Origin of the sequence: Proteiniphilum sp. X52, from assembly GCF_003712195.1 — a bacterium.
GTDB lineage: Bacteria > Bacteroidota > Bacteroidia > Bacteroidales > Dysgonomonadaceae > Proteiniphilum.
Genome location: NZ_RDSD01000017.1, coordinates 12,331 through 34,088, shown reverse-complemented (window position 1 = coordinate 34,088; position 21,758 = coordinate 12,331). Strand labels below are relative to the sequence as shown.

Here is a 21,758-nt window from a genome sequence, read left to right as displayed (position 1 = left end):
AAAAATAAAATGATCATGAAAATATATAAATCCATTTTAGCTATAGTCATAGGGGTTTCTGTGTTATCTTTCGACAGTTGTACTGATTTAAGTGAGACCATTTATGATACACTTGCCGCAGAGAAATATGAATTTACGGAGAAAGATGCCGCCAGTATGTTTGCTCCGGTATACAGTAATTTAAGAAATGTTTATTGGGGATGGAACGGCTATTGCGATATCCAGGACGAATCCTCAGACCTTTGGTGTACCCCTTACCGTATCGGTATTGGCTGGGGAGACTTGTATGTCTCTTTACATAAACATCAGTTTCATTCACAGATAGGGCATTTCTGGACAGAGTGGAATTATTCGTATGCCGGTATCAATGCCTGTAATAAACTGCTGGCAGATAAAGCTGTACAGGCTTCGGAAGCGGCGACTTCCCAGTTAAGAGCTTACCGCGCTTTGTATTATTATATTTTGTTTGATTTGTTCCGCAATATTCCTTTGGATACCACCTATGATCACCCGGCCGGTTGGATGCCGGAACAGGCAGATCCGCAGGAAACATGGGATTTTGTTATTGATGAATTGACTGATATTAAAGGGAAATGCGGACCGGACAATGGAATGGGACAAATTAACGATTATGCCGTCAATATGCTTCTTGCAAAAATGTACCTGAATCACAATGCTTGGTTTAATGATCATTCGGATAGTTCTTGGTACGGAAAAGCCATCGATGAAGTGAATGAGATTATTGAAAGTGGACGTTTTTCTTTGTCGGCCAATTATTCGGATAACTTTAAGGAGGATATTTCCGGTTCTCCTGAAATTATATTTGGAATTCCTTTTGAAAATAAATATGCAAGCGGAAATTACTATGCCAACAAATGGATACACGTTGCTGGCAGGGCTGTCTGGGATTTTAACGGTTGGGCTACTGGAGGGAGTACCGCATTGCCCCAATTCCTTGATACTTATGATGAAGACGACGGACGCTATACGGCGTGTTGGACATTAGGACAGCAATATGATCGTAGCGGAGCCCCTATCATGGTGGAAGGAGAGCCATTAAGCTATACCAAAGAAATACATAGTATTGATAATCCGGGGTGCTATCCGTTTGAAGGTGGACGTTTGATAAAATATGAAATTTTGTCGGGTGATTTTGGTTCCGCTTATGATGATATTCCTTTCTTCCGCTTGGCAGATGCTTACATGATCAAAGCCGAATGTTTGCTTCGTTTGGGAGGATATAAGGGAGAAACTGAACAAACTGCTGCGGACTTGGTGACGGCAGTACGGCAACGTGCTTTTAAGAATAATCCGGGCAAAGCGGTTCGTACGGTGGAGCAATTGAAAGGCGGAAGCGTGTATGCCTACGGATACCGGGAAAACCAGGGGAAAATGGGTGAAGAGGATAAATGGGTCACTACCTATGAAGGCGGAGACGATATTGAGTTGGGGGGATTGTTGGACGACCTGGCTTGGGAATTTGTTGCGGAGCATCACCGCCGGCAGGATCTGATCCGTTTCCGTATCAGAGGGACAAACCAGAATGTATACAATGGAAAGTCCTGGTTTTGTAAAACGGCTAAAACAGATCCGTCGGATAACCATTGTGATATTTTTCCCATTTATAAAACATTCTTGGATGGAAATCCGAATCTGGTGCAGAATCCTGGTTATGGTGAATAATTCAGATTAATGTAAAAAATAAATCATATGAGAAGAATTTTAATTTATATATTTGCTATTTCACTGTCATTTAATTTTTTAACATGTAGTGACCACTACGAAGAGGCCACGAGTAAACATGTATACGGTGAAGACGAAAACCCATATTTACGGGTAGACCAGGAGGCAACCATCACTACAAATATTGAGTTTGCGGTTGAGCGTTTAGAGCCTTATGTTGTCAGTCTGGATGATCACAATGAATTGTTTCAGGAAAAAATGGGTATGACTGTAGAACAGGTGATAAGTGGTTTAAACAATGGTTCGGTTGTGTTTTACAACATCAATACAACGAGGAACCATTGGAATAAGTCCGGAAAAACAAAGGGAAACACCGGGTGGTATTATAATACAGCCGGTGGAGTAACCACAGAGTCAGATAACGCCAAAACGGCCAGTCTGGATATTGATACCAACAACAAAACCCTTATTGTAACTCCTATAGAAAATGTGGCCGTCGGGACATCTGTTGCTTTCAATGTGGGATTTGCAGTCAATGGGGACGATTATGACGACTATGTCCGTTTCTCATTTCAGGTTTCTTATACTGATCCGACAATCGTAATGTTAAATATAACGATTCCTGCCGGCGATTACGCATCCTACGGTATAGACTTGAATAATTATGCGGAAACGATCGCTCTTTGCATGGAGATGACTGTAGAGGAATTCCTTGCAAATATGGATACGAACGGAGGAAAAATTCGTATGTATGCCGTCAATCCTCAAAGTGGGGAATGGGATGAAACCAGTAGTTATACGGCAAATGCTCCCGGATACTGGATGAACAATTCGGGAGCTGTATGCAATTGGGGAGATACGGGCTTCACCGTCTTTGCCGAATTGAATACAGACGATCAGCTTCTCTATATAGGCAGAGCGCCGGAATTGACTGCCGGGAATAAGTATGCGATAAGCATCGGTTACCGGAATATGGAGAGTGTAAATTATTTCTTCCGCTTTATTATTGGCGTTACTTTGGCATAATTAAATTAAACAGGAGGATATATGCCTACAAGCATTTATCCTCCTACGCATAGATATGTAACTTGATTGATTTTTTTTGTGAAAAGACGGCTTACATGTTATCTTTTATTCTGCCTCTTTATCAGTTTTCATAACTGTAATTCAGATGAACCACTGATTGATCCGGAAAAACCGGAAGGGAATGGAGAGGCGGAACAACCGGATGAAGCTGATGTGCTGATCCTCGATCCTCAGGTTTGGATCAGTAAGGATTTTGTGAATTGGTATAACTATGAGATGGAGATCGACCTCCCCGACGGGTTGACAAACTGTTGGGCACCAGACGTCTTGAAAGGGGATGATGGGAAATATTATTATTTTATGGGCAATTGCCAGTTCGGATGCAATGTCTACGGATATATGTCGGATTCAGCAATGATGTTAAATTCCTGTATTTTTAATCCTTTGGAGGCGATTAGAGCGAATATGCAAAATGAAAATTCATTTAAATAAAAATAAGTGATGATGAACAGATCAAACCGTATAATGGTTGTATTGGCCGGTGTATTGTTGCTGATACCATTGTTTGGTGTCGCTTCAATTTCTTTTGCTGTAACAATCTCCAATCCCTCCGGATCCAGGGAAATTGTCCGGGTTGAACCGGTGTTAGTGGAATGCCCGGTTGGTACGGCGCCGAAATTACCTTATCAGCTTTGGGTGACTTATTCCGACGGGAAATCGGAATTCCGCCAGACCCGATGGTCCAATTCGGCGCGTAACGTGGAAGAAGACCAGGCCAATCCGGATATGAACCCTGTCGGCCATAAATATACCGTCAGTGGTTTTATCACAGGCGATAATACCACGCCCCACGGTTATCCGGTCACGGCCAATGTTAAAGTGGTTTCAGGAGGACAGGCCGCTCCATCTCCTGTTCCGGTGGCTGAAGCGGTTCCGTTAAACAAGGTGATGATCATCGGCGACAACCGACTGACTTCCAATAGGGAACTGGCCATCCGTGAAATTATAAGCTGGGATGTTACCCAGCAACTCTATAATTACAGGGATACGTATGGCCTGAGTACCGAAGGGTACACGAAATCCGATGGCTGGGATTCTCCCACCACCAAGCTGAAAGGACACGGGTCGGGACATTATATGTCTGCGCTGGCTTTGGCTTTCGCCAGCGCTGCCGACCCGGAACAAAAAAATAAACTGCGTGACAATATGACCCGGATGGTCAACGAGTTGCGGGAATGCCAGGAAAGGACGTTTGTCTGGAATGAGGAGCTCGGCAGGTACTGGGAGGCACGCGACTTTGCACCCGAAGCCGAACTACGGGACATGAAGGGTACCTGGGAGGATTTCAACGTGCATAAAACAGAATGGACGAAATACGGTTACGGTTATCTCAACGCAATTCCTGCACACCATGCGGTTCTGATAGAGATGTACCGCGCGTATAACAACGAGAGTTGGGTGTGGGCGCCTTATTACTCTATCCATAAACAGTTGGCCGGACTGATCGATATCGCCACCTATGTCGATGATCCGGAAGTGGCGGCCAAAGCCCTTCTCATAGCCAAAGACATGGGCCTATGGATATGGAACCGGTTGCATTACCGCACCTACGTGATGACAGACGGGACGCAGGAGGAGCGGAGGACCCGCCCCGGCAACCGTTATGAAATGTGGAATATGTATATCGCGGGGGAAGATGGCGGAACCGGAGAATCGTTGGCGAGGCTCTCCGAAATGGTGGACGATCCCGTTGAGAAAGCACACCTGCTCGAAGCATCGAATTTTTTCGATAGTCCGGCTTTCTATGATCCGTTGGCAAGCAACATTGATGATATACGCATGCGGCATGCCAACCAACATATTCCCAAGATCACCAGCGCGCTTCGCAGTTTCAGAGGAAACCATAATCCGTATTATTATCATTTGTCTCAAAATTTTTGGGAAATGATACAGGGGCGTTACCGCTACTCTACCGGCGGTGTGGGTAATGGTGAGATGTTCAGGCAACCTTATACCCAGATACTAAGCATGGCCACCAATCCTACCCCCACTTTAAACGAGACTTGTTGTGCTTATAATTTGGCTAAACTGACTAAGGACCTAAACTGCTTTGATCCTGACGATGCCCGATATATGGATTACTACGAACGTGTCCTGTATAACCAACTCGTGGGATCACTCCACAGTACTTGCTACCTTACGATCTATCATTATGCAGTGGGACTCAACGCTTCAAAGCCCTGGGGCAATAGAACTCCTCAATCTACATGTTGTGGAGGTACGGGATCCGAAAACCATGTCAAGTATCAGGAAGCCACGTATTTCGTGTCGGAGAATACGCTTTGGCTTGCTTTGTATATGCCTACTGTCCTCCAGTGGGATGCCAAAGGTGTCACTATCCGGCAGGATTGTTTATGGCCGGCTGAAAGCTCTACTATCAGGGTTACAGATGGTAAGGCGAATTTTGCGATGAAGCTGCGTGTGCCGTATTGGGCTACTGAAGGGTTCGATATCCGGCTGAATGGTGTTCCCATTGCTTCCTCCTATCAGCCAAGTTCTTATGTGACCATTCCCGCGCGTGACTGGACAGACTCCGACATCGTGGAGATCATCATGCCTTTTGGCAAGCATATCGATTATGGCCCCGATAAAATGGAGACAGCCACTGCTGGAGAAAAACAACCCGATATCCGGTTTGATCCTATGTGGACAGGTACTATTATGTACGGTCCGCTGGCCATGACCGCTACAGGCGTAAACAGTTGGGAAGAGGCAACGCTTGCGATCGATCCTTATTTGAATAATATTGTGCTCAATGGTCCCAGCGGCGGTTCGCACGGCACTGATGGCAACCTCTATACATTGACGGTGGGCGATAGGACGTTTGAGCCGGATTATTACAGGGACAAGAATTCTACCCATTATTTCAGGATAGATATTGTTGACGACCTTCTTGCCGAGTTCAAGACAATGCTGTCGGACAAATTACAAGAGGCGACTGTATTCCTGCCTGATAATTATACCAAAGAGTCTTATGAGGCCCTGAAAGTATCTGTTGAGGCCGGCCGGGAACTGAGTCGCTCCGAAAACGCTACCCAAAAACAAATCGTTGCCCAAATCGCTGCGATAGATAATAGCGTGCATGGGCTGCAGCCTGTCAAACTGGATAAATCACGACTGTCTGCCGCTATAAGAGAGGCAGAATCGAAGGATGCAAAGGATTTTACATGGGACAAGTATCTCGCACTGCAAATGGCAATAACCGCGGCAAAGGAAGTGGAAGAAAAAGGGAAATCTCAGTTATCAGTCGATAGACAAATACTACTGGTACGTAAAGCCATGAACGACTTGGTATTGGCAAGTAGCGTCGATAAAAGTTACCTTGGTGAAGTACTGAACCTTGCTATCGAGAGAAAAAAGATGCAAGAAGCATGGAATGCCCTTACTGTAAAGATACCGGAATATTCGCCTTGGGCCCCGCATGCTTTCAGACGTCTTGAGGAACAACTTCGGGAATCGCAAAAAATATACGAGAACAGGGGTAAAAACTACAGTCAAAATGAAGTTAACCTGGCGGCTTCGGTCCTCAATGCCGCTATCAACACGATGAGGCCGGGGAATTTGCCCGAACCGGAAGATCTTTATCCGTTGTCTACTTTACTCAGGCAGGCTGATAGGCTTACTTCCAGTGAGACGTCGACGGACTTGCATGAGGCTGTTGAATACGCCAGGATGGTTGTATCTTATGTAAACGACGGTAGCGGTACCCATGATATGATACAAAATGCGACTGAAAGGTTGAGGAAATTTATTAACTAAATATTGAATGTCAATGGATTTCAATCACTGTTTGACAATCGCGCGTTACGAAGGAACCACCGATATACCCGAACATGCCCATCTCGCCAATGACACTTCCCTGAATTGGGATGTGCGTGCCAGGGGATTGGGAGGAACGCTTGATTTACCACTGACTACCTGTGCCGAAGAGAATATCCTGGCGTATCAGATCGATAAATATCATGCGGAAGATATTCTGATCCATGAATTCGCGCATACGATACACGATGTCGGTATATCTCCGATAAACCATGATTTCAACGATCGTCTGAAAACATTGCTGGATACCGCCCTCAAAAACGGACGATGGCTGAATACGTATGCCGCGACCAATATCTGGGAATATTGGGCGGAAGGCGTGCAGAGTTGGTTTAATGTCAATGCTGAAGTAGATAATGACGGAGGTGACGGGAAGCATAATAAAGTGAATACCCGGGAAGAGCTGAAAGTATATGATCCCGGATTGTATGGGATCTTGTCCGAATACTTTCCTGAAACGGATAAAAGGATCAGCCGTCATAAAACGGAAAATTTGTATAATTGGGATAATTGAGTGAAAAATGAAAAGTTAAAAGTGAAAAATTAATAGTGAATTTTCTTAAGAATGAGGGCAGAGGAAAAAACTTGTTTTGAATGTTTTTGATAAGCGAACAGAGGGGAAAAACTTGTCTTACTATGTTGAGCAAAGAAAACAACTGAGTTTATTCGAATATACCGAGTGACGACAGAAAATTCACGTGCGTGGTGAAAAATTGAGAAATCAATAGAGAATAGGAATAAATCACTTTAGCTTTTAGTTTATAAAGTCTTGTGTCTAATTTATTATCGTATGAAACGAATAACAGTAATAATCTTTTCTGTTTTTGCTTTTGTCCTTGTCTCTTTTGCCCAGTCCCCCTGGGAAAGAATGGCACAAAAGCCCTCGACGCTTTTTATGGGGATGGGGGCGGAGACGTTTATGACAAAAAACTTCTCTCTGACCTTAGTGAATGCTTCCCAAACGGTGAAACATCTGAAACCGCTTTCAGATACATCATTTGATTATACACCCGCTGACAGGATAGCACAAAGGGATAAAGATGGATTGTACCATTTGGGAGATATAAATATTACTCTGAGAGAATCAGGAAAAGGGAACTGGAAACAATATGCTACCGCGTATAATCGTAAACCGGTTGTGAAATTGGCCGTGAATGGCAATGTAATTGCCGCGGCCGACCTTGCCGCCACTTTGCCCGCGGACATACCCGTTGGCATAAAAAGATTCTGGGAGACAGATAACGGAGACCTGGTGCTGCGGTTTGAGATTACAAATATCTCTACCGGTAATATAGAAATAGGCTCGTTGGGCATCCCACTTGTTTTTAATAATATACTGGAAGGAAAAAATCTGGATCAGGCGCATCATGAAAATGTATTTTTTGATCCTTATATAGGAAAAGATGCAGGCTATCTTCAGGTAAACCGTTTACATGGCGAGGGACCCAGTTTATTGGTGCTACCTCAGGAAAATGCTTCGTTTGAGGCTTACAACCCTCTCAATGACGATCCGACGCCAAAAGGCGTGGTATTTGAGGGATTCCATGAATGGCTTATCCATAGCAAGGCAAATGCGGAGACAGAATGGAAAGGTGTTGAACAATGGAACGAGCCGACCTCGACCGACTTGGTTCCGGGAGAATCGAAGAGCTTTTCTCTCAAGTTTGTACTTGCACCTTCTATCAGGAAAATAGAAGATGAGTTGATCCGTCGGAAAAGGCCTGTGGCAATCGGACTTCCCGGGTATGTTCTGCCCATAAACGAAATAGGCAGGCTATTTATAAAATATCCGGAAAAGATAAGCAGCATTTCCGTCCATCCCGAAAATGCGCTGACATTGACAAAAAAAGGAGAAACACCCAATGGATGGTTGGAATATGAAGTGAAAGGGAATAGTTGGGGAAGAGCCCGGCTTTCCGTCCGTTATGAAGACAATACGTTGCAGACGATTAATTATAAGGTAATTAAATCACAGGAAGAAGTGGTGGATGACTTGGGAAACTTCCTTACTACAGCACAATGGTATGAAAACAGGGATGATCCTTTCGGACGTTCACCCTCCATTATAAACTATGATTATGACAGGAAACAGATACTTACACAGGAGAGGCGTTCCTGGTTTGTTGGCCTGAGTGACGAAGCGGGAGCCGGGAGTTGGCTGGCTGCCGTGATGAAGCAGCTTGTACGGCCCGACCATCAGGAGGTTGAGAAAATAAAAAGATTCATCAATGAAACAATGTGGGGCCGGATCCAGCATAACTCCGATTCAACAAAATACGGCGTGAGAAAGAGCCTGTTCTATTATGAACCGGAATTGATGCCGAAAGGTACTTATAGCGATTCCATCCGGTTTAGCGGATGGGAAGCTTGGTCGAAAGAAAATGCCGAAGACCTTGGCCGTTCCTATAACTATCCGCATGTGGCCGCCGCCCATTGGGTGATGTACCATTTGGGTAGAAATCGAGGTTTTACCGGTATCGACTGGAGGCAAAGTCTGGAAAACGCTTATCATACAGCCATTGCGATGATGAAATTCGCTCCCTACTATGCACAATTCGGACAAATGGAAGGTTCCGTTTTCCTCTATATCCTCCTCGATCTGCAACGGGAAGGATTTACGGAAATGGCTGCCGATCTGGAGGCGGAAATGAAAAAACGGGCGGATCACTGGCGTTCGTTGAACTATCCGTTTGGAAGTGAGATGCCGTGGGATTCTACCGGACAGGAGGAAGTGTATATGTGGACATCCTACTTCGGTTATGCCGATAAAGCGGATGTCACCCTCAACGCGATCCTCGCCTATATGCCAACGCTTCCCCATTGGGGGTATAACGGGAGCGCCCGCAGATACTGGGATTTTGTGTATGGCGGGAAACTGGCCCGGATTGAACGCCAGTTACATCATTACGGTTCAGGATTAAATGCGATACCCGTACTCTCTGCCTATAGGGCTAATCCGGATGATTTCTACCTGCTGAGGGTGGGACATGCCGGATCGATGGGGCCATTGGCCAATGTGACTGAAGACGGCTTCGGCTCGGCCGCTTTCCATTCCTATCCTTCCACGCTGGCTATCGACGGTTATGCCGGAGATTACGGCAGCGGATTTTATGGCTATGCGGTCAATTCAGCTACCTATATCTATCATCATCCTGAATTCGGATGGGTTGCCTTCAGTGGCAATATTGAAAAAGAGGGAGAATGGGTCAGGACAGAAATTACTACGGCAGGGAAAAACAGCGTATTTATTGCACCGGAATCCCTTCATCTGACAACTGTTGCCGGACAGATGCAACAAGTTGATTATAATCCGAAAACGAGAGAAACGATTGTCGAATTTAACGGAGATGCATTGTTCGGGGTAAAGGTGCCTGAGGGCAAAGAAGTAATACTCCCAACCGGAATTATAAAAAATACAAGAGGATATTATGAAGTAAAATCCTCAAAAGGAAAGAAAAATATTTTAAGTGTCAAAATTAAATAGACCAGTTAGACAATAAAATCATAAACAATGAATAAAATGAAGCTTGTATTTACCTGTTTTTTTTCTTCCCTATTTTTGTGCTATGCGTTTCCGCACAGAACACGGATAGTTTATACCAATTGGCAGATCGTTATAATGAAAACCTGAAAGATGCAGGTTTCCCTGACAGGATTGCTTGGATAAAGGCGGCTGCAGAGAAATATCCGGAGATGGATATCGATCGGGTAGGGATCTACGGCGGATCTGCCGGAGGGCAGAATGCCATGGCGGCGCTTTTGTTCCATCCTGATTTTTACAAGGTGGGCGTAGCCTCTTGTGGTTGCCACTTAAAGGGCATGAGCAAGGTGAATTCTTCCTGTTCATACCCTAAATTTATTATTACTCTGATATTTACACCTATTGTTCGTTATATATTTTGTATCTTTGTACAAAATTTAGGTTATAGACATTTATGGTTAAAGCAATATTTTTTGATATTGACGGCACGTTAGTCAGTTTCAAAACGCATCGGATACCCGATTCTACCCGGAAAGCGATCGAGACGATCAGGAGTAACGGGATCAAAGTATTTATCGCCACCGGCAGGCATTTTTCGGTAATCAATAATCTGGGAAACTTGGAGTTTGACGGATATATCACCTTGAACGGTTGTTACTGTTTGCAGGGTAACGATAATGTCATATTCAAAAAAAGTATCGATCGGTCGGATGTCAATCGCTTTATCGATTACTTACAACAGGAAAGGGAATTTCCCTGCCTCTTTGTGGAAGAACATCGTCTTTCTTTTAATTATATCGATGAAGATGTGAAATTTCTGATAAGCTTGTTGAAACAGGAGATGCCTCAGATCAATGATCTTGATTATTACCGGGACAAGGAATTATTCCAATTGACGGCGTTTTTCAAAGATTCTCAGGAAGAGGAAGTGATGAGCCTGTTGCCGAACTGTTCAGCTATGCGATGGTATCCTACTTTTGCCGATGTCATAGCCAAAGGGGTGGATAAAGGTGTCGGAATAGACCAATTCTGTAATTATTATGGATTCTCCCTGGAAGAGACCATGGCTTTCGGTGATGGAGGAAACGACATTGAGATGCTCCGTCATGCCGGTGTGGGGGTGGCAATGGGAAATGCAAAGGAGGATGTCAAACAGGCGGCAGATCATGTGACCGACTCTATCGATGATGACGGCGTGCTAAAAGCATTACAACATTTTGGGTTGGTGTAAGACCGAGCATCTATCCCGTATTTAGAATAATATTACATTGCCTGGTTATTACGATTTCTGAGCTCTGGATATCTACTTCACTAAAAGCTCCCTTACCAGAACAGTGGGGTTAGAGAGTTCAAGGTTTGAATGTTTTTTTTATTTTGATGCTTCTTTGAGTGTGCCTGCCCTGAAGAGCGGCAGCAATGTCTCATCGGATAACAAGAGACGCTCCCGCCTCTTTTAATTGAGTTGATATTTTGCACCGGCGGTAAAGGTTCTAACCTGGCTGACTGCCCCCGCCTCTTGATATAGGTAAGTGGAGTAGAGGTGGTGCTTTCGCTTCAAATCCAGTTGTTCCAGATACCAAACAAAGGTACAAACTTTTGAGAGCCAATCACAACGGAATAAGGATGATGTATTCCTATTTTCAAGTTGTTCCAGATACCAAAGGTACAAAATCGGTGTAAGCGTTTTCTTATTTTCATAATATTTTTGCATCTTTGCAAAATATGTTCGATTACATCAGACATTTTCTCGTAACTATATAATCCAAGTGAACTTGTCTTCTGTTTGCATTGCTTAACGAAATAGTTCTGGTTTGATATCCTGATGATAATCTATGAGATCTATCCCCTATGGGAACTCTCTTTTTGCATGTGAGTAGTTTTACATGGACAAACAACTTGAAATAGAATGCCTGACAAATCTTTCTGAGGGAGACCATCGGTCGTACGAATTATTATTTCTAGCATATCACCCTAAGATTTATCATTTTTTATGTGGTTTTATAAAAAATGAAGAGGAGGCGTATGATATGACCCAGGAGATATTTTATAAAGTATGGATGAACCGTGAAATGATGAGAGAAATCAAATCGTTTAAAGCATATTTATTTACCATGGCAAGGCACATGATTTATAATCACTACGAACATAATCTTGTGGAGGAAAAATATACCCTCAGCCGGTTGGATCAGCCGGCGACGTATGAGCCGGAACAGGATATGTTTGCCAAAGACCTTTCCCTATTAATCGACCTGGTGATTTCACAAATGCCGGAACAGCGTCAGCGAGTATTTAAGATGAGCCGCAAAGATGGCTTTTCAAGTGATGAAATTGCCTGCCGTCTTAATATCAATAAACGAACGGTAGAGAATCATATTTCCCATGCGTTGAGCGATTTGAGAAAAGCACTTCAGCGTATTTCTTTTTTATTTTTTTGAAAAAATCACACATTTGTTTGTGCGTTACTCCCGGGTTTCTTGTCTACCATGATATAGAGAATGAATCCGGCATGATTGAAACGATCTTTCAATAACCGGTGTGAAGAATAGATATTATATACAATGGATAAGCACCGTATCCGCATATTGATGACCCGTTTTTTCGAGAATGATTTTCCCAAAGAGTCGATTCTTAAATTTCAACATTGGTTTACACGTAATGAGGACAACGTGGTAAAGAACGAGGTGCTGGAAGAAGTGTGGAACCGGGAAGCGGCTGAAGCTAACGCCCGCACCTTATTGGCTTTAAAGGAAATGAATAAAAGAATCGGGAGGGACGAGAAAACGGTGAAACCGCCATTATCCCGAAGGTTGCTTCGCATCGCTTCCATACTCCTGTTGCCGGTTGCAGGTGGATTGTTTACCTGTTGGCTGATGAATAATCAATCGGGGTCTTCGGTGCCGGCCACACCCCAGACAGAAATGGTGGAACATATTGTCCCCGACGGAGAAATAAGGCAGGTGGTTTTGCCCGACGGATCTGAAGTGTGGTTGAATGCCGGCTCCATGTTACTGTACCCGGGTGACTTCTCGGGATCGACACGGCGCCTGTTTCTGAATGGAGAAGCCACTTTCCGGGTTGAAAAAGATCCGGGAAGGCCTTTTATCGTGAAAACCCAATATATGGATATAGAGGCGCTGGGAACAACATTTAATGTGAAGTCATACGTGGATCTGGGTACTATGGCAGTTACCTTGGAAGAAGGATCGGTGAGAGTGGATGTCGCCGGGAAAGTGAGCGTATCGGAAGTAATCAGTCCCAACGAGCAGCTCGTTTACGATCATCGCAAAGGGAAAATATCAAAGTTGGAGATTGATGCGGAACTGGTTTCGAAGTGGAAAGAGGGCTATCTTGTATTCAATGATGCATCCTTTGAGGAGATTATACGTACTGTGGAACGTCGCTTCAATGTTACCGTCTCTTATGACATAAGAAAATACGGCGGAGGAGTTTTTTCTATCAAATACATGCCTTATGAAAATGTAAACCAGGTATTGACCGTTTTGGAGGCTTTGAATCCGGAATTACAGTGGACAATCGAAGATGATGTGATTTATATAAAATAAAAATAATGAATTGAACAAGAGGAGGTAGGCTCATGAAAAAAAGATCCGGGAAGCTTGTGTCGTGAAAAGCTCCCCGGATTGAAATCGTTAAATATTTACACAGTTCATATCCATGGAGTCAATACAGGGATAGTTGTATAAAATACTAACAATCAACTTACAAAATTATGAAAATAAATGACAATAAAGGCAGATTAAGAATAAATTATTTGTGTCGGTTCTTATTTCTGTTAATAACCTTTTCTTTTTTTCAGGCACAACTTTCTTGGGGACAATCTGTTTCCCTGACAAATACCCGATTAACACTCAGGACCGCTTTTGCCGAGATAGAAAAGCAAACGAAGATGTCAGTCGACTATAATCGTGAAATCATTGATGTAAGCAAAACGGTTTCAATACCTCAAAAAAACGGTTCCTTAGCTGATATTATGACAGCATTACTTCGGGATACGGGATGTATTTATGCCGTGCGTGAGAACCATATAATTATCACCAAGGCGCCGGTAGTGTCACAGGTGGTGAGAAAGACCATAAACGGCACGATTGTCGATGAACAGGGAGATCCCATTATCGGGGCCAATATTGTTGAGGAAGGTACAACGAACGGTACCGTGACCGATATAAGTGGAAGTTTCTCCCTGCAGGTGGCAGATAATGCCGTTCTTCATATCTCCTATATCGGTTATTTGCCCCAAAATGTCAGTACGGCTGGTAAAACGGCTATGGATATCATTCTTCAGGAAGATACAAAAACATTGGAAGAAGTAGTGGTGGTAGGTTACGGTACTGCCCGCAAGGGGGATCTCACCGGTGCCATATCAAGTATAAAAGGCGAGACTTTGACTAATCGTTCCACCCAGCAGATATCTACTGCCATGCAGGGACAGATTGCGGGCGTTCAGGTGACCCGGGATTCCGGTGCGCCGGGTGCTTCGGCCACTGTGCGTATCCGGGGTATTACTACACTCTCGAACAATGATCCTCTGGTAATTGTCGACGGTGTGCCGTCGTCTCTTGATGATGTGGTGGCATCCGATGTGGAAACGATGACTGTCTTGAAGGACGCTGCTTCTGCCTCCATTTACGGATCACGGGCAGCGGCAGGTGTCATCCTTATCACTACCAAGCGGGCCAAAGATCGCCAATTCACTTTTGATTACAACTATGAATATGGCATTGACAGACCCACAACCCGACCCAAAAACGGTGACGTGATCGACTGGATGAACATACAAAACGAAATAAAATGGAATGACGGTGCCGCGGATCCTTATTCTCAGTATTCACAGGAGACTATTGCCTCCTGGCTCGATAAAAATGCTACCGATCCTTATCATTATCCCAATACGGACTGGGTTAATCTGCTATTGAAGAAGTCGACTACACATGAGCAACATGTGTTGAGTGTTTCGGGGGGCACTGAAAAACTCCGGACCAAATCAACCTTCAATTATCAAAAAGGCGACGGATATTACGAAAACAAATCCTATGAGCGTATTGCTGGCCGTGTCAACAATGATTATAACATAACGGATTGGCTTCGTGCCAATATCGACGTCGATTTCTCAAAATCCAATTCGATCAGTCCCTCGCAAATGGATGTCATATATTGGGCCTATTTGGCGGCACCTTATTATACCCCATTCTGGAAAGACGGTCGCTACGCCGATTCGAAAGATGGAGCCAATCCGCTTGCCGGGCTGCAACAAGGAGGTTCCAATAGAATAGGTTATTATAAGTTTGGGGGTAAGGCGCAAATAGATCTCACTCCATTGAAAGGTCTTACCCTGACAGCTATCTTTGCTCCCCGCTTCTCGTTCACCAAAGGGAAGAAATTCTCACGCGCCGTCCCTGTCTATTACGAAGACGGATCTTATACCTATATGCAACTGCACAAGACAACGAACCTTGAAGAAAAGAGAAACGATAATAACAGCCAGACATACCAGTTCTATGGTAATTACCAGAATATCTGGGGTAGTCACTCGTTCAACGCCATGGTTGGTTACGAGGGGTATTCCTATAAATGGGAAGAAACGGAAGCTTCACGCTCAAACTACCTGCTTGATAGCTATCCTTATCTCAATATTGGCCCAGAAGATTATCAATATAATAAGGGTAAGGCCGGACACAACGCTTATGAGTCGGTATTCGGGCGATTGATGTATTCCTATAAAAACAAGTACATGCTTCAGGGTAATGTACGCACCGACGGGTCGTCACGATTTGCCAAGGAAAACCGTTGGGGCACATTCTATTCTGCATCTGCCGGATGGGTCATGTCGGAAGAGTCGTGGTTCAAAAATAATCTGGCAGATTACCTGAAGATACGCGGTTCTATCGGTCAACTCGGCAACGAGCGTATTGGTTCGGAGTTCCCTTATCTGGCTGCCATTACCTTTGGAAACAGTTATATGTACGATAAATCGTCACAAACCGTGACGGCTTTGCAGAATGCCGCACAAGTTCATTATGCATTTGAGAATATTACATGGGAAACCACCACAACCTATGGGATGGGTCTCGACCTGGCATTGTTGAATAACCGTTTGAGCTTTACCGGCGATTATTATTACAAAAAGACTTCCGATATGTTACTTGAACTCGGTTTTCCCTCCTATGCCGGATTTTCAGCTCCTCAACAGAATGCCGGTGATATGTATACCAAAGGCTGGGACCTGGAAGTAGGCTGGTCTGACAGACTGGGTGATCTGTGGTATAGCGTTTCGGCGAATCTGTCGGATTACCGTTCAAAAATGGGTTACCTGGGTGACAAGCGTACTATCGATGGTAACCGTATCTACGAAAAGGGATCATATTACTATGAATGGTATATGTACAAAAGTGATGGTCTGTTCCTGACCGATGCGGATCTCTATGATGCGAACGGCAAAAAGTATCCGACACTTACACCGAATGATAAGGCAGGTAACATTAAGTATGTCGATGTGGATGGAAACGGTATTATTAACGCTGATGACAAGGTGCCTCTGGGAAACTCGCAACCGGAATACCTTTATGGAGGTAATATCTCTTTAGGTTGGAGAAATTTTGATTTCAGTTTTTCATTTCAAGGTGTAGGTCACCAGCGTGTGTTGTTTAATTCGGACTGGATTCAACCTCTCAAAGAACAATGGGGCGCCGTCCCGGAACTTGTATTGGGTAACTACTGGAGCCAGCACAACACCGAAGAGCAAAATCGCAATGCCAAGTATCCGCGTCTGACCTATACCAATACAACGAATACTTATGCCGGATCAGATTACTGGCTCTTCAATGGTGCTTATTTCCGCGCGAAAAATATCACGCTTGGTTACTCACTGCCCAATGATCTGTTGAGTGGAATGAGGGTCAAGGATATGCGTTTATATCTCAGTATAAATGACCTGCCGGCCATTAGTAACTTTCCGAAAGGATGGGATCCCGAGGTCGGTTCATCGTCAGACTTCATATCAACTTCTTTCGTTTTGGGAGTGAATGTTAAATTTTAAATACTTATTTATATGAAGAAGATATTGCTAATTATCAACATAATATCAATGTCCATCCTTTCGGGTTGTGTCGATCTTGATCTTAATCCGTTGTCTGAAGGATCAAGTGGAAGTTGGTATTCATCGCAGCAAGAGATCGAAATGTCGCTGAACGACTTTTACCGTACCGATTTTTTCCCTATTGACCATTGGGGCTGGAGCGACGATATGGTGTGGCGCAATACCAGTACAAGCGTGCAGAATGGGACAATGACGGCTGAGAATGGTACCGTGGCCACTCGTTGGCAAAGTTTCTATAAAGGTATTGCCCGTGCGTTACGCCTCCTGAATAATATGGATAATGCGCGTGCCATGGGAGTGCCGGAAGCGGATATCACCCGGTATGAGGGTGAAGCTTATTTTTATATAGGATATGCTTATGGCATGTTGGCGTTCCACTGGGGGGATGCCATCCTTGATAAGTCAGGTATGACACTTGATCAGGCCTACGCTATGTCACGTTCGCCAAAAGCTGAAGTACTGGCGTACAGTTACGAGTGTTTGGATGAGGCTGCCAAGCGTCTACCGACCAGCTACGCGGGAATACAAAGAGCTACAAAAGGTGCGGCTCTTGCATTCAAAGCGCGTATCGCCCTCAGAAACGGTGATTACGAAACGGCAGCAACGGCAGCAAAAGCTTGTATGGATCTGAATGTCTATAAACTCCACGATAATTACCGGGATTTATTCACTGCCTCGTGGTCGGATGAATGGATATTTTTCTTCCGTGGTGATGTGGCCCTGAGAAGGTATTATTGGGCTGCTTCCGACGTACTGAACTGTATTACCCGTCTTGCAGGAGGATGGGGTGGCGTGGCCGCTCCCTCTTTCGAATTGGTATGCGCCTATCCCTGTATCGACGGCCAACCTATCGACAAGTCGCCACTTTATAATCCAAAAGACTTTTTTGAAAACCGGGACCCGCGTATGGCCATGACCATTGTACCTTTTGCTACGGCTTACAATAAGAGCGTTCTCGACGGAACGTATGATCCCAGGGATTATGTATGGCTTGGCTATGAATATTCTCCGGATCCGACCCGGACTACTGTCTACCGTGCTTCAGACGGCGCGCAAGTGAGTAACACCGATTCGAAAGCACGGGCCGAACACGCCGCTTACAATGGCTTTTGCTTTAAAAAGTATATTGATGAATCATTCCTTGAAAACGGACGTGCGGGAGCGCCAACCACATATCCCATGTTGCGTTACGGTGACGTGTTGCTGATGTATGCCGAAGCTATGATCGAACTTGACAGATGTACTCAGGACGTGCTGGATGCCACAATCAACAAACTGCGTGAAAGAGCTTATGCCGGTACAGGAATTACATACCCTCGCGTTATGGTTGGCTCGCGGAGCGCTATGCGCACGATCCTCCGTACTGAACGCTTCATCGAACTTGCCTGGGAGGGACATCGCTATGCCGATTTGATACGTTGGAGACTGGCCGAAAAGGTTTACAATACGCCCAGTTATTTCCTGCGTCGCGCATGGTCAGGTTCAGCTTCATGGGATGGTGACGAATCCTCTGTGTCAGTAGAATATCGTCAGTTGATCCAAAATTGGAAAGACGGAAACTATCCTATCGGGGGCATACCCGCGATTGATGAAAACGGTATAGCGGATCTCAGGTATATGGTTAATGCGGGTTATATCGTTGTGGCGAGTGAGCGTAAGTTCAATGCCGAGCGCGACTACCTGTGGCCTGTGCCTGCTGCTGACCGTTTGATCAACGAAAATCTCGACCAAAATCCAGAATGGTAGTGGAAAATGCTTGTCGGTGCTTATCCGATAGATTTTATAGGTATTCAAAATAACGGTGTCCAATGGGAATATTGCCATATTTTGGCGAAAATTAATCAATGAATGCAGATCCCTCTATTTATATGCTTAAATTTGAGGGATCTGATATTTTCTAAATTAGAAATTTTATGGATTTAAAGAAATTGTTTTTTGCAGTTGGAACGATATGGATCTTAGCATGTACGGCGCAAAAAAACAATACAGGATTATCTGGTTCTATTTCGGGTGTTTATCCTCGATTGGCTTATTATAATGACGAAGGCGAGTGTGGTACAGGGGCAGTAGTCCCCTGGGCGGGGAGCCTGTGGATGATTACCTATGGCCCTCATTTGCCCTTCGGTTCATCCGACAAATTATACCAGATCACGTCGGGTTTGGAGAAGATAGTCCGTGAAGAAAGTGTCGGAGGCACTCCTGCGAACCGGATGATACACAAAGAAAGTAACCAGCTTTTTATCGGACCCTATGCCATTAGCGCGGAAGGGAACGTGCGTGTTATTCCATATACCGTTATGCCCGGAAGGCATACGGGGAACGCGCGTCATTTGACGGACCCTGCCAATAAGATCTACTACGGCACAATGGAAGAGGGATTTTATGAAGTGGATGTGAATACGCTCGAAGTAAAAGAACTGTTCCGTGACGGTAATGTGGATCGCAAGCCCGGGGAAATGGCTCAGGAAGCAGCGTTGTTGCCCGGTGCGCACGGTAAAGGCCTTTATTCGGGGCAGGGAGTACTGGTCTATTCCAATAACGGGGAAGCCACACAGGAAGCGTTGCATAAATTTGATGTGGAGGCCGGATCCCTTTCCGAATGGGACGGAAAAGAGTGGAAATTAGTGCGACGGAATCAGTTTGTTGAGGTAACCGGTCCGGGGGGAATATATGGTAATTCGGATCCTGAAACCGACCCGATCTGGGCGACGGGGTGGGACCATAAGTCCCTTCTCCTCGGTGTGCGGGATGCGACGCGGGGATGGAGATTTTACCGTTTGCCCAAAGCAAGTCACAGTTACGACGGCGCACACGGATGGAATACCGAGTGGCCCCGTATTCGCGATATAGGCACCCAAAAGCGACCGGATTATCTGATGATGATGCATGGTATGTTCTGGAATTTTCCCGGTACGTTCACAGCGACGAACAGCGCTGGCATACGTCCCCGTTCCGCTTATCTGAAAGTGATCGGTGATTTTGCAAGATGGGAGAATCAGTTGGTTTTCGGCTGTGATGACTCGGCCCAACGGGAATTCCTTAACAGGCGTGAGGCAAAAGGATATATTGAAGGTCCTGGCCAATCCAATTCAAATCTCTGGTTTACTTCCGTCTCCACACCAGACGAGTTGGGCCCTACTACGGCAGGGGGAGCTGTTTGGGCGGCAGAGAAGGTGGATGCTGATGAATACTCGGAACCATTCCTGTTTTCCGGTTGGCCGCATCGCGGCAGTTGGATAAGGAATGAAGGCTCTGCTCCGGTAACGGTCACCTATGAAGTGGATAAAAAGGGAAATAATGAATGGAGCAGGCTGAAAAATATAGAACTGGCTGCGGGAGAATCGACCCACATTGAGTTTTCTTCATCGGAAACAGGTGAGTGGGTACGCGCCAAACCGGACAGGCCGGCTACACTTACTCTTGCCTTTACCTATAAAGATAACGATAGAAGGAGTACTGTTCCGGATAAAATTTTCAAGGGATTGGCTGATGTGGAATCGGAATCTAATCTGGGCGGATTGTTATATGGTTTAGGTGAAAACCGCCGCGCACTGGGCTTATTGGCGAATACAACTACTGATGGGGAAGTGTGGGAAACCGGATATTATGAAATGGGAGAAGAACTGAAACTGGAACGAAAAGAGGATGTTTCAACAGCCGATTTTATCCGTCACCGATTTGCGATACCCCGGCAGGTAGTGGAAAGAGAAAAAGGTTCCGTTCTGGTGATCGATGATAAAAACCGGCGGTGGAGATTACCCCTGGGGGAGGATGCTTACAGTTCTTTGACCGACGAGGGACGGTTACGCGTATGTCGTGAAGTAGCCACAGAGCGGGATCTTTTCAGTTGCCACGGAACCTTTTACGAGCTGCCGGCGGAGAATGCTGACGGATATGCCAAGATCCGGCCGGTAGCTACCCACCATTACCGTATCAATGACTATGCTTCCTATCGCGGGATGCTTATACTAACGGGTATTAGCCCGGAAGAAGGAAAGGGAAATGCTCATGTCATTGTTTCGCAAGACGGTAAAGCAGCCGTATGGGCTGGTGTCATCGACGACCTGTGGAAATTAGGAAAACCCACAGGAAAAGGGGGGCCGTGGGTGGGGTCAAACGTAAAAGCACAGGTTGCTTCCGATCCTTACCTGATCGGTTTTTATGATCAACGGGAATTAACCTTGTCTCATACGTCGGAAAAGGCGGTAAAGATCTCAGTCGAGGTAGATCCGACTGGAAACGGTGACTGGATGGGATATGCGGTTTATACTGTGGAACCGGGACAACAGCAGCATCATCAGTTCCCCTCCTCCTTCCATGCGCGCTGGATACGGTTTATTTCCGATACCGATACAAACGTAACCGCATGGTTGGAATATAGATAACCCGTCTTAGTCGCATGCGCAACCCATGAATATGAGAAAGTTGAATAAATAATCGTACTAGTCTTGGCTCTTGGCTCTTGGTTCTTGGCTCTTGACTCTTGGTTCTTGGCTCTTGACTCTTGGCTCTTGGCTCTTGGCTCTTGACTCTTGGCTCTTGGCTCTTGGTTCTTAGTTCTTAGTTCTTAGTTCT

Annotated in this window: 13 protein-coding genes and 1 pseudogene; 13 read left to right on the top strand and 1 reads right to left on the bottom strand. The window is 45.1% G+C overall.

Going from position 1 to position 21,758, the window contains the following annotated elements; translation table 11 throughout:
- Positions 1–9 precede the first annotated feature (9 nt).
- From D7D25_RS12900 to D7D25_RS12865, 8 genes and pseudogenes are all read left to right on the top strand, one after another.
- The gene (locus D7D25_RS12900; protein ID WP_122969367.1) at positions 10–1,683 is read left to right on the top strand and encodes a RagB/SusD family nutrient uptake outer membrane protein; all 1,674 of its coding nucleotides are present in this window, start codon (positions 10–12) and stop codon (positions 1,681–1,683) included.
- 27 nt (positions 1,684–1,710) lie between these two features.
- The gene (locus tag D7D25_RS12895) at positions 1,711–2,709 is read left to right on the top strand and encodes a DUF4859 domain-containing protein (protein WP_122969366.1); all 999 of its coding nucleotides are present in this window, start codon (positions 1,711–1,713) and stop codon (positions 2,707–2,709) included.
- Positions 2,710–2,787: 78 nt separating this feature from the next.
- Positions 2,788–3,201 (top strand): hypothetical protein, encoded by a 414-nt coding sequence (locus D7D25_RS12890; protein WP_148038926.1) that lies wholly within the window; start codon positions 2,788–2,790, stop codon positions 3,199–3,201.
- A gap of 9 nt (positions 3,202–3,210) precedes the next feature.
- Positions 3,211–6,528: a beta-L-arabinofuranosidase domain-containing protein gene (locus D7D25_RS12885; RefSeq protein ID WP_255417299.1), complete on the top strand. Its 3,318-nt coding sequence runs from the start codon at positions 3,211–3,213 to the stop codon at positions 6,526–6,528.
- Between the two features lie 13 nt (positions 6,529–6,541).
- Positions 6,542–7,102: a hypothetical protein gene (locus D7D25_RS12880; protein WP_255417298.1), complete on the top strand. Its 561-nt coding sequence runs from the start codon at positions 6,542–6,544 to the stop codon at positions 7,100–7,102.
- 276 nt (positions 7,103–7,378) lie between these two features.
- Positions 7,379–10,072: a DUF5695 domain-containing protein gene (locus tag D7D25_RS12875; RefSeq protein ID WP_255417297.1), complete on the top strand. Its 2,694-nt coding sequence runs from the start codon at positions 7,379–7,381 to the stop codon at positions 10,070–10,072.
- 47 nt (positions 10,073–10,119) lie between these two features.
- A pseudogene (locus D7D25_RS18560) lies at positions 10,120–10,419 on the top strand (prolyl oligopeptidase family serine peptidase); the annotation flags it as partial.
- A gap of 104 nt (positions 10,420–10,523) precedes the next feature.
- Positions 10,524–11,300, top strand: coding sequence for a Cof-type HAD-IIB family hydrolase (locus D7D25_RS12865; RefSeq protein WP_122969363.1), 777 nt, complete (start codon positions 10,524–10,526; stop codon positions 11,298–11,300).
- Positions 11,301–11,522: 222 nt separating this feature from the next.
- Here the strand turns inward: D7D25_RS12865 and D7D25_RS12860 are convergent, their stop codons facing one another.
- Positions 11,523–11,780, bottom strand: coding sequence for a hypothetical protein (locus D7D25_RS12860; RefSeq protein WP_122969362.1), 258 nt, complete (start codon positions 11,778–11,780; stop codon positions 11,523–11,525).
- Positions 11,781–11,952: 172 nt separating this feature from the next.
- Here D7D25_RS12860 and D7D25_RS12855 point away from each other — a divergent pair, with 172 nt between their 5' ends.
- From D7D25_RS12855 to D7D25_RS12835, 5 genes are all read left to right on the top strand, one after another.
- Positions 11,953–12,504 (top strand): RNA polymerase sigma-70 factor, encoded by a 552-nt coding sequence (locus D7D25_RS12855; protein ID WP_122969361.1) that lies wholly within the window; start codon positions 11,953–11,955, stop codon positions 12,502–12,504.
- A gap of 123 nt (positions 12,505–12,627) precedes the next feature.
- Positions 12,628–13,632: a FecR family protein gene (locus D7D25_RS12850; protein WP_122969360.1), complete on the top strand. Its 1,005-nt coding sequence runs from the start codon at positions 12,628–12,630 to the stop codon at positions 13,630–13,632.
- A 344-nt stretch (positions 13,633–13,976) separates the two neighbouring features.
- On the top strand, positions 13,977–17,123 hold the full coding sequence (locus tag D7D25_RS12845; RefSeq protein ID WP_255417296.1) for a TonB-dependent receptor: 3,147 nt from the start codon (positions 13,977–13,979) through the stop codon (positions 17,121–17,123).
- Between the two features lie 12 nt (positions 17,124–17,135).
- Positions 17,136–18,929 carry a RagB/SusD family nutrient uptake outer membrane protein gene (locus D7D25_RS12840; RefSeq protein ID WP_122969359.1) on the top strand — a complete coding sequence of 598 codons (1,794 nt, stop codon included), beginning with the start codon at positions 17,136–17,138 and terminating at the stop codon, positions 18,927–18,929.
- A 167-nt stretch (positions 18,930–19,096) separates the two neighbouring features.
- Positions 19,097–21,568: a hypothetical protein gene (locus tag D7D25_RS12835; protein WP_122969358.1), complete on the top strand. Its 2,472-nt coding sequence runs from the start codon at positions 19,097–19,099 to the stop codon at positions 21,566–21,568.
- The last annotated feature ends 190 nt before the right edge of the window (positions 21,569–21,758 follow it).

What these genes read in the sequence shown, in the direction of transcription:
- D7D25_RS12900 (WP_122969367.1), top strand. Translation starts at nt 10, where the DNA reads ATGATCATGAAAATATATAAATCCATTTTAGCTATAGTCATAGGGGTT.
- D7D25_RS12895 (WP_122969366.1), top strand. Translation starts at nt 1,711, where the DNA reads ATGAGAAGAATTTTAATTTATATATTTGCTATTTCACTGTCATTTAAT.
- D7D25_RS12885 (WP_255417299.1), top strand. Translation starts at nt 3,211, where the DNA reads ATGATGAACAGATCAAACCGTATAATGGTTGTATTGGCCGGTGTATTG.
- D7D25_RS12880 (WP_255417298.1), top strand. Translation starts at nt 6,542, where the DNA reads ATGGATTTCAATCACTGTTTGACAATCGCGCGTTACGAAGGAACCACC.
- D7D25_RS12875 (WP_255417297.1), top strand. Translation starts at nt 7,379, where the DNA reads ATGAAACGAATAACAGTAATAATCTTTTCTGTTTTTGCTTTTGTCCTT.
- D7D25_RS12865 (WP_122969363.1), top strand. Translation starts at nt 10,524, where the DNA reads ATGGTTAAAGCAATATTTTTTGATATTGACGGCACGTTAGTCAGTTTC.
- D7D25_RS12860 (WP_122969362.1), bottom strand. Translation starts at nt 11,780, where the DNA reads ATGCAAAAATATTATGAAAATAAGAAAACGCTTACACCGATTTTGTAC.
- D7D25_RS12855 (WP_122969361.1), top strand. Translation starts at nt 11,953, where the DNA reads ATGGACAAACAACTTGAAATAGAATGCCTGACAAATCTTTCTGAGGGA.
- D7D25_RS12850 (WP_122969360.1), top strand. Translation starts at nt 12,628, where the DNA reads ATGGATAAGCACCGTATCCGCATATTGATGACCCGTTTTTTCGAGAAT.
- D7D25_RS12845 (WP_255417296.1), top strand. Translation starts at nt 13,977, where the DNA reads ATGTCAGTCGACTATAATCGTGAAATCATTGATGTAAGCAAAACGGTT.
- D7D25_RS12840 (WP_122969359.1), top strand. Translation starts at nt 17,136, where the DNA reads ATGAAGAAGATATTGCTAATTATCAACATAATATCAATGTCCATCCTT.
- D7D25_RS12835 (WP_122969358.1), top strand. Translation starts at nt 19,097, where the DNA reads ATGGATTTAAAGAAATTGTTTTTTGCAGTTGGAACGATATGGATCTTA.